This is a genomic window from Pseudomonas sp. CM25 (assembly GCF_013179705.1).
Taxonomy (GTDB): Bacteria; Pseudomonadota; Gammaproteobacteria; order Pseudomonadales; family Pseudomonadaceae; genus Aquipseudomonas.
The window spans coordinates 1-7,501 of the sequence record NZ_JABMCW010000275.1; the positions used below are offsets into that span (position 1 = coordinate 1).

A 7,501-nucleotide genomic window follows, 5' to 3' on the forward strand; every position below is an offset into this window, starting at 1 on the left:
AACCGCCTAAAGCGCCCCCGCTTTATCCGAAAAGCCATCTGTTGGCCGCCAGCGGCATCGCCGCCCTGCTCAGCCTGGCTTTGCTGGTGTTTCCCTCCAGCGAAGTGGAAGCCAAGAAAACCACCCTCAACCTCGAGCTGGAGAGCCCGGCCGAGCAACTGAAAGACGAATCTCGTGCTGCTCCCCTGGTGCAAACCAATGGGGAGCAAGGCTCGCCGTTCGCCCAGATCGAAGACGCCACCGCCGAGACCCAGAACGCCGAGCAACAAGCCCCTGCCGCCGAACCGGTCGTCGAGGCTGCCAAGGAGCCCGGACATCGCGAAGTTACCGTGGCCCGCGGCGACACGCTGTCTACCCTGTTTGCCAAGGTGGGGCTGCCAACCAATGCAGTACACGACCTGCTGGCGAGCAACAAGCAAGCCAAGCAGTTCAGCCAGCTCAAGCATGGCCAGGTGCTGCAATTCGAACTGGACAAGGACGGCCAGCTGGCGAGCCTGCACAGCAAGGTCGGCAACCTCGAGACCATTCGCCTTACCAAAACCGCCAAGGGTTACACCTTCAACCGTGAAATCAGCAAGCCGGTGGTGCGTACCGCCTATGCCCACGGCGTGATCAAGAGCTCCCTGTCCGCCTCGGCCCAGCGCGCCGGCCTGTCTCACAGCATGACCATGGACATGGCCCGAGTGCTGGGGTACGACATCGACTTCGCCCAGGACATTCGCCAAGGTGACGAATTCGATGTGGTCTACGAGCAGAAGGTGATGGACGGCAAGGTCGTCGGCACCGGCAACATACTGTCCGCGCGCTTCACAAACCGCGGCAAGACCTACACCGCCGTGCGCTACACCAACAAGCAGGGCAATACCAACTACTACACCGCCGATGGCAACAGCCTGCGCAAGGCCTTCATCCGTACCCCGGTAGATTTCGCCCGCATCAGCTCGCGCTTCTCCGCTGGCCGCAAGCACCCGATCCTGAACAAGATCCGCGCCCACAAAGGTGTCGACTACGCTGCCCCACGCGGTACCCCGATCAAGGCTGCCGGTGACGGCCGCATCGAGCTGGCCGGGCGCCGTGGCGGTTACGGCAACACCGTGATCATCCAGCATGGCAACCGCTACAAGACGCTGTACGGGCACATGCAGGGCTTCGCCAAAGGCATCAAGACCGGCAGCTCGGTGAAGCAGGGCCAGATCATCGGCTACATCGGTACCACCGGCCTGTCCACCGGCCCGCACCTGCACTACGAGTTCCAGGTCAACGGCGTGCACGTCGATCCGCTGAGCCAGAAAGTGCCAATGGCAGACCCGATCGCCAAGAGCGAACGCCAGCGCTTCATGCAGCAGAGCCAACCCCTGATCGCGCGCATGGACCAGGAAAAGGCCACCATGCTCGCAGCGAACAAGCGCTAAGCCATGGCGCTTTACCTGGGGGTGATGTCTGGTACCAGCCTCGACGGCCTGGACATTGCCCTGATCGAGCAAGGCGAGCATCTGAAACTGCTCGCCACCCATTACCTGCCAATGCCCGTCGACCTGCGCCAGGAGCTGCTTGCCTTGTGCAGCAGCGGCCCTGACGAAATCGCGCGTGCTGCGCTGGCAGAAAACCGCTGGGCCAGCCTGGCAGGCGAAGGTATTGGCCAATTGCTGGCCCGCGAAGGCCTGCAGGCCGGTGCCATCCGTGCCATCGGCAGCCATGGCCAGACCATTCGCCACGAGCCCGCACGCAGCTTTACCGTGCAGATCGGCAACCCGGCGCTGCTGGCCGAGCTTACCGGCATCAGCGTGGTCGCCGACTTCCGCAGGCGCGACGTTGCTGCCGGTGGCCAAGGTGCGCCGCTGGTGCCCGCCTTCCACGAAACCCTGTTCAGCCACCTCGGCCAGCGTCTGGCGGTGCTCAACGTGGGCGGTTTCAGCAACCTGAGCCTGATCGAGCAAGACCAGCCGGTCCACGGCTTCGACTGCGGCCCCGGTAACGTGCTGCTGGATGCCTGGATCGAGCGCAAGCGCGGCGCGACCTACGATGCCGATGGCGCCTGGGCCGCTTCCGGTGCAGTGCAGGCGGACTTGCTGCGCACACTGCTGGCCGACCCGTTCTTTGCCGGGAGCGGCCCGAAAAGCACTGGCCGCGAAGTGTTCAACCTGCACTGGCTGGATGGCCACCTCGCCCGCCTGCCCGCTTACCGCGACGAGGATGTGCAGGCAACGCTGCTGGAGCTGACCGCACGCAGCATCATCGACTCGCTGAGCAATGCCCAGAAGAGCACCGAAGCACTGCTGGTCTGCGGGGGTGGTGCGCGTAACGGGGCACTGATGGCCCGCCTCGGCCAGCTGCTGCCGGCAGCCCGCGTCGCCAGTACCGGCGCCCATGGCATAGACCCGGACTGGGTAGAGGCCATGGCATTCGCCTGGCTTGCCCACTGCTGCCTGGAAGGCATCGCTGCCAACCGTCCCAGCGTCACTGCCGCCAGGGGCCTGCGCGTACTTGGCGCGATCTACCCGGCCTGACGGTTACGCCACAAAGTAAAACGCCGCGCAATTGCGCGGCGTTTTCATAAGCTCAGGGCTCAAATCGAGAACGAGGAACCGCAGCCACACGTGGTGGAGGCGTTAGGGTTCTTGATCACGAAACGCGAACCTTCCAGGCCTTCCTGGTAGTCCACCTCGGCGCCAGCCAGATACTGGAAGCTCATCGGGTCGACCACCAGAGACACGCCCTCGCGCTCGACAATGGTGTCATCCTCGGCGACATCTTCATCGAAGGTGAAGCCATACTGGAAGCCCGAACAGCCGCCACCGGTGACGAACACGCGCAGCTTCAGACGATCGTTGCCTTCTTCGGAAACCAGGTTCTTCACCTTTTGTGCAGCGCCGTGGGTGAATTCCAAAGCCGTAGGGGTGAAGGTTTCGACGCTCATGTTGATTCTCCCGGCGCGGTAGCCGCCATAAAACTCGATGACGCGCATTATCCGCTTCTCCGAGAAAATTGGTCAAGAATTGTGCGCCTTTAGTCGTGACCGACAAAAAGGCCCGCACATGGCGGGCCTTTTCCTGCACCACAGGCTTACGGCAGCAGGCCGGCGTGCGACAGGCCCATGCGCTCGTCCAGGCCGAACAGGATGTTCAGGTTCTGCACCGCCTGGCCGGACGCGCCTTTGACCAGGTTGTCGATCACCGACAGCACCACCACCAGATCGCCGCCCTGTGGGCGATGCACAGCAATGCGGCAGACGTTGGCGCCGCGCACGCTGCGGGTTTCCGGATGGCTACCCGCCGGCATCACGTCGACGAACGGTTCATCGGCGTAGCGCTTCTCGAACAGCGCCTGCAGGTCGACCGAAGTATCGGCAACGGTTGCGTACAGGGTGGCGTGAATGCCACGGATCATGGGTGTCAGATGCGGCACGAAGGTCAGACCGATGTCCTTGCCGGCAGCCAGGCGCAGGCCTTGGCTGATTTCTGGCAGGTGGCGGTGCCCCTTGACCGCGTAAGCCTTCATGCTCTCGCCAGCCTCACAGAACAACGAACCCACCGCCGCACCCCGGCCAGCACCGCTGACACCCGACTTGCAGTCGGCGATCAGGCGCGACGGGTCGGCCAGGCCAGCTTCGAGCAGCGGCAGGAAGCCCAGCTGGGTCGCGGTCGGGTAGCAACCCGGTACGGCGATCAGGCGCGCCTGGCGGATTTTCTCGCGGTTGACTTCAGGCAGGCCGTACACCGCGTCCTTGAGCAGCTCTGGCGCACCGTGTGGTTGACCGTACCATTTGCCCCACTCGGTGGCATCCTGCAGACGGAAATCGGCCGACAGGTCGATCACCTTGGTGCCCGCCGCCAGCAACTCGCCGGCCAAGGCGTGGGCAACACCGTGCGGTGTGGCGAAGAAAACCACATCACAGGCAGCCAGGGCCTTGCTGTCCGGCACGCTGAACGCCAGCCCGTCATAGTGGCCGCGCAGGTTCGGGTACATATCCGCCACCGCCACGCCCGCCTCGGAGCGCGAAGTGATGACCGCCACTTCGGCCTGTGGATGCTGTGCCAGCAGACGCAACAGTTCGACGCCGGTGTAACCCGTGCCGCCGACGATACCGACCTTGATCATAACGCTTGCCCCTTATCAACGAGCCGTCTGGAAAGCGCACGATAATAGGGGCGCACAGCGTCTGTAACAACTCTTGGGGTGCCCCTGTGGGCGCTTGACCACTACTATCTGACGACCGTGATTACCTGAAGGAACTCCCTCCATGCTTTACCTATGGATCAAAGCGCTGCATATCGTCAGCGTGGTCTGCTGGTTCGCCGGCCTGTTCTACCTGCCGCGGCTTTTCGTCTACCACGCCCAGAGCCAGGACAGCGTCAGCCAGGAACGCTTCGTGACCATGGAGCGCAAGTTGTACCGCGGCATCATGAACCCGGCGATGATTGCCACCTACGTGTTCGGTGCCTGGATGCTGTACCTCACCCCAGGCTGGCTGAGCCAGGGCTGGCTGCATGCCAAGCTCACCCTGGTCATCCTGCTGACCGGCTACCATCACATGTGCGGCGCCCAACGCAAACGCTTCGCCAACGGAGGCAACACCCGCAGCCACGTCTACTATCGCTGGTTCAACGAAGTGCCCGTGCTGTTCCTGCTGGGCATCGTAATTCTGGTGGTGGTCAAACCGTTCTGACATAGCCACCCGCCCAAGGAGCCTTGCCATGTCGCTACCCGCCTCGCTCGAACAACGCCTGCGCCTGCCTGTGGTTGCCGCGCCGATGTTCCTCATCTCCAACCCCAAGCTGGTGCTGGCCTGCTGCGCCAGCGGTGTGGTCGGCAGTTTCCCGGCCCTGAACCAGCGCGACAGCGCCGGCTTCAAGGCCTGGCTGGAGCAGATCGGGGCTGGGCTGGCGCAACTTCAAGCGCCAGCGCCCTACGCCGTCAACCTGATCGTTCACCCGACCAACCCGCGGCTACAGGCAGACCTGGCCCTGTGCGTGGAGCACCGCGTGCCGATCGTCATTACCAGCCTGGGGGCGGTGAAAGAAGTGGTCGATGCGGTGCACAGCTACGGCGGGCTGGTGTTCCACGATGTCACTACTCGCCGCCATGCGGAAAAAGCCGCCGAAGCCGGTGTCGATGGCCTGATCGCAGTCGCCGCTGGCGCGGGCGGCCATGCCGGCACCTGGAGCCCGTTCGCCCTGGCTGCGGAGATTCGCCAGTTCTTCGACAAGACCCTGCTGCTGGCCGGCTGTATCAACCACGGCCACGAAATCGTGGCCGCGCAGCTGCTGGGGGCAGACCTTGCCTACATGGGCACGCGCTTCATTGCCACCACAGAAAGCCAGGCCCAGGACGCCTACAAGCAAATGCTGGTGCATGCCCACGCCGTCGACATCATCCACACCCCAGCAGTGTCCGGCATCCCTGCCAGCTTCCTGCGCCCGAGCCTGGAGCAGGCCGGCTATGACATGAACGCCCTCCAAAACGCCCACGAAACCGGCAAACTGAAACCCATAGACGACGAGGCCAAAGCCTGGAAGACCGTATGGTCGGCTGGCCAGGGGGTCGGCGGCATCACCGATCTGCCCAGCGCCAGCTTGCTGATCGAACGCCTCCATAACGAGTACCAACACGCACTGGAACGCTGCCAGGGCTTGCGCTTGCGCACCGTGTAGCAAAAGGCAACACCTTGCCCGGCCAAGTTGTACACTAGGCGCCTTCTACAGCCCCCAGGAGCCTTGCATGACCCGTTACGCCATGATCACTGGTGCTTCCAGCGGCCTGGGCCTGGCCCTGGCGGAAGCCCTGGCACGGCGCGGGCGCAACCTGATCCTGGTGGCACGCCAGCGTGAAACGCTGGAACCTGTGGCCATGGAGCTGACCCAGCGTTTCGGCGTCGAGGTGCTGTTCCGCGCCTGCGACCTCAGCCAGCCCCTGCGCCTGTCAGGCTTCGTGCTGGAACTGGAAGAAGGCGAACGGCGTATCGACTTGCTGGTCAACTGTGCCGGCCTGCGTACCTACGGGCCGCTGCTGGCCCACGAGTGGGCCGACGAGCAGGACCTGCTGGAGGTAAACGTGCTGGCCCTGAGCCGTCTTTGCCACGCCATTGGCAACCTGATGGCCGTGCAGGGTGGCGGGCAGATCCTCAACGTCGCCGGCCTGGCCGGGGTGGCACCTGGGCCGTGGATGGCAGCCTATGCTGCCAGCAAGGCCTACGTCCTGAGTTTCTCCCAGGCACTGCGCGAAGAACTCAAGCGCACGGGCATCAAGGTCTCGGTGCTATGCCCCGGCCCGGTGCGCTCCTCGCGCCGGCGTATTCCACGGCTCGATGGCAAGCCGCGCTGCCTCGGCGCAGAGGAAGTAGCGCTGTACACCGTGCGCGCCCTGGACAAGAACCGCGCGCTGATCATGCCCGGCCGGCGCAACCGCTGGCTGGCGTTTGCCCCGCGCCTGCTGCCACGCTGGCTGGTGCGCAAGCTGGCCGGGGCCATCCACCGCCGCTACTGCCCCGCCGGCATGGAATAGCCACTGGGCGCGCGGCGCCTGGCTGAGTACACTCGGCCCGACCCTCACCATGGAGCAAGTGCTGTGGACGATCTATTCCTCAAAATCATCAACCGGGAAATCCCGGCGGATATCATCTACGAAGACGACCAGATCCTGGCCTTCAAGGACATTGCACCCGCGGCACCGGTACATTTTCTGGTTATCCCGAAGAAACACATCCGTACCCTCAATGACCTGTCCGAAGAGGACAAGGCCCTGGCCGGCCACATCCTGTTCACCGCCCAGCGCCTGGCTGTGGAGCAAGGCTGCGAGGAAGGTTTCCGCGTGGTCATGAACTGCAACCCGAAAGGTGGCCAGACCGTCTACCACATCCACATGCACGTGCTTGGCCAGCGCCAGATGAACTGGCCACCGGGCTGATCCACGGCAAGCGACCCTGGCGCTATTGCGGTAAACTGTCGGGCACATTCTTGCGGAGGTGCCCGATGGCTACCGAACGTCACTACTCGCCGCTCGACCGCTTGTTGCTGCAGGCCGATACCGCCATGCGCACCTTGCTGCCCTTCAGCGGCCAGCCTGCCCGCCCATCGCCGGCCATCATCCAGCCGGACATCGAGCTGGACGAGCAGCAGTCCCGCCACGTAGCGGGGCTGATGCGCATCAACCATACCGGTGAAGTCTGCGCGCAGGCGCTGTACCAAGGCCAGGCGCTGACCGCCAAGCTGCCTGAAGTACGCAAGGCCATGGAACATGCAGCCGAGGAAGAAGTGGACCACCTGGCCTGGTGCGAGCAGCGCATCCGCCAGCTGAACAGCCACCCGAGTGTGCTCAACCCGCTGTTCTATGGCATGTCGTTTGGCATCGGCGCCCTCGCCGGGCTGGTCAGTGACAAGGTCAGCCTGGGCTTCGTCGCCGCCACCGAGCACCAGGTGTGCAAGCACCTTGACGAGCACCTGGAGCAGATCCCGCACGAGGACGAAAAATCCCGGGCCATTCTCGAGCAAATGCGCGTTGACGA

At 63.9% G+C, this 7,501-nt stretch carries 9 protein-coding genes; 7 read left to right on the forward strand and 2 right to left on the reverse strand.

The features are described 5' to 3' along the window. Together HP546_RS22695 and HP546_RS22700 are read left to right on the forward strand one after the other, a co-directional pair. A partial coding sequence (locus HP546_RS22695; protein WP_256678524.1) for a peptidoglycan DD-metalloendopeptidase family protein occupies window positions 1-1,412 on the forward strand: 1,412 nt, incomplete at its 5' end. 3 nt (window positions 1,413-1,415) lie between these two features. After that, window positions 1,416-2,507 (forward strand): anhydro-N-acetylmuramic acid kinase, encoded by a 1,092-nt coding sequence (locus HP546_RS22700; RefSeq protein ID WP_172229745.1) that lies wholly within the window; start codon window positions 1,416-1,418, stop codon window positions 2,505-2,507. A 59-nt stretch (window positions 2,508-2,566) separates the two neighbouring features. Here HP546_RS22700 and erpA read toward each other — a convergent pair whose 3' ends face one another. Next, window positions 2,567-2,917 carry an iron-sulfur cluster insertion protein ErpA gene (gene erpA, locus HP546_RS22705; RefSeq protein WP_172229747.1) on the reverse strand — a complete coding sequence of 117 codons (351 nt, stop codon included), beginning with the start codon at window positions 2,915-2,917 and terminating at the stop codon, window positions 2,567-2,569. 146 nt (window positions 2,918-3,063) lie between these two features. Further along, entirely contained in the window at window positions 3,064-4,098 is a 1,035-nt protein-coding gene (argC, locus tag HP546_RS22710; RefSeq protein ID WP_008089527.1) for an N-acetyl-gamma-glutamyl-phosphate reductase, read from the reverse strand. Window positions 4,099-4,240: 142 nt separating this feature from the next. Between argC and hemJ the strand changes: the two genes are divergently transcribed. The 5 genes from hemJ to coq7 form a co-directional block, all read left to right on the forward strand. Next, window positions 4,241-4,666 carry a protoporphyrinogen oxidase HemJ gene (gene hemJ / locus HP546_RS22715; RefSeq protein ID WP_172229749.1) on the forward strand — a complete coding sequence of 142 codons (426 nt, stop codon included), beginning with the start codon at window positions 4,241-4,243 and terminating at the stop codon, window positions 4,664-4,666. Between the two features lie 28 nt (window positions 4,667-4,694). Further along, window positions 4,695-5,651 (forward strand): nitronate monooxygenase family protein, encoded by a 957-nt coding sequence (locus HP546_RS22720; protein WP_172229751.1) that lies wholly within the window; start codon window positions 4,695-4,697, stop codon window positions 5,649-5,651. Window positions 5,652-5,718: 67 nt separating this feature from the next. Further along, window positions 5,719-6,501, forward strand: a complete 783-nt coding sequence (locus HP546_RS22725; protein ID WP_172229753.1) for an SDR family oxidoreductase — start codon at window positions 5,719-5,721, stop codon at window positions 6,499-6,501. A gap of 63 nt (window positions 6,502-6,564) precedes the next feature. Beyond that, window positions 6,565-6,903, forward strand: a complete 339-nt coding sequence (locus HP546_RS22730) for a histidine triad nucleotide-binding protein (protein WP_172229755.1) — start codon at window positions 6,565-6,567, stop codon at window positions 6,901-6,903. Window positions 6,904-6,968: 65 nt separating this feature from the next. Continuing rightward, window positions 6,969-7,501, forward strand: a 533-nt coding sequence (gene coq7, locus HP546_RS22735; protein ID WP_172229757.1) for a 2-polyprenyl-3-methyl-6-methoxy-1,4-benzoquinone monooxygenase, incomplete at its 3' end; no start/stop codon positions are given.